The sequence below is a fragment of the Mesorhizobium sp. M7A.F.Ca.CA.002.09.1.1 genome, assembly GCF_003998555.1.
Taxonomy (GTDB): domain Bacteria; phylum Pseudomonadota; class Alphaproteobacteria; order Rhizobiales; family Rhizobiaceae; genus Mesorhizobium; species Mesorhizobium ciceri.
In genome coordinates this window covers 1-1,452 of record NZ_RZRR01001149.1, presented here as the reverse complement: position 1 = coordinate 1,452, position 1,452 = coordinate 1, and the positions used below count along the sequence as shown (strand labels likewise).

Annotated in this window: 2 protein-coding genes; both read left to right on the top strand. The window is 64.9% G+C overall.

The window, feature by feature from the left end; translation table 11 throughout:
* Positions 1-1,110: pyridoxal-phosphate dependent enzyme (locus EN994_RS31195; protein WP_127308138.1), on the top strand; the 1,110-nt coding region annotated here is incomplete at its 5' end.
* On the top strand, positions 1,107-1,452 hold a 346-nt coding region (locus EN994_RS31190; protein ID WP_206530544.1), incomplete at its 3' end, for a PLP-dependent transferase. The genes EN994_RS31195 and EN994_RS31190, both read left to right, overlap by 4 nt.

The following is a 1,452-nucleotide window of genomic DNA, read 5'->3' as shown; positions in this document are numbered from 1 at the left end:
GTGCTGGTGGTGCCCGACAAGATGTCGCGCGAAAAGATCCAGCACCTGCGCGCGCTCGGCGCCGAAGTGCGCATGACGCGCTCCGATGTCGGCAAGGGCCATGCCGAATATTACCAGGACATGGCCGAGAAGATCGCGGCGGAAACGCCCGGCGCCTTCTATGCCAACCAGTTCGCCAACCCGGCCAATCCGCTGGCGCATGAAACCACCACCGGCCCGGAGATCTTTTCGCAGCTCGACGGTGATGTGGATGCCGTGGTGGTCGGCGTCGGCTCGGGGGGCACGCTGACCGGGCTTGGCCGCTACTTCGCAAAAGTGTCGCCGAAGACCGAAATGGTGCTGGCCGATCCGGTCGGCTCGGTGCTGGCGCCGCTGATCAAGACCGGCAAGATGGAAGAGGCCGGCAGCTGGACCGTGGAAGGCATCGGCGAGGATTTCGTGCCGCCCAATGCCGATCTGTCGCTGGTCAAGAAGGCCTATTCGATCCCCGACAAGCAGAGCATGCTGGCGGTGCGCGACCTCTTGTCCAAGGAAGGTATCCTTGCCGGCTCATCCTCGGGCACGCTGCTGTCGGCGGCGCTGCGCTATTGCCGCGAGCAGACGGTGCCCAAACGCGTCGTCACCTTCGTCTGCGACAGCGGCAACAAGTACCTGTCGAAGGTGTTCGACGATTTCTGGCTGGCCGAGCAGGGGCTGGCCGAGCACGAGCAGCATGGCGATCTGCGCGACCTGGTGATGCGCTCGCACCGCACCGGCGACACCGTCTATGTCGGCCCGGACGAAAGCCTGCTCAATGCCTATGGCCGCATGCGCCGCTCCGATGTCTCGCAGCTGCCGGTGCTCGACAATGGCAAGCTCGTCGGCATCGTTGACGAAAGCGACATACTGGCCAAGGTCGACGGCCCTTATGACGGCCGCTGGGAGCGCTTCAACGGCCCGGTGCGCACGGCCATGACCTCCAACCTGCACACGCTGCAGGCCAGCCAGACGCTGGACGCGCTGCTGCCGGTGTTCGACCGCAACGAGGTCGCCATCATCTTCGACGGCGACGAATTCGTCGGCCTGATTACCCGCATCGATCTGATCAACCATCTGAGGCGCGCACGATGACCAGCAATACTCCGCCAGCCGGGAAAAACCGTCTGGCTTTCTCGACGCGCACCATCCATGGCGGCCAGAGCCACGACCCGCTGACCGGCGCGGTGATGGTGCCGATCTACGCCACCTCGACCTATGGCCAGCAATCGCCCGGCGTGCACAAGGGCTTTGAATATGCCCGCAGCCAGAACCCGACGCGCTTTGCTTTCGAGCGCGCGGTGGCCGACCTCGAAAGCGGCTCGGCCGCGTTCGCCTTCGCGTCAGGGCTGGCGGCGATCGCCACCGTGCTGGAGCTGCTCGATTCCGGTGCGCATATCGTCGCCACCGACGACATCTATGGCGGTTCCTTCCGGC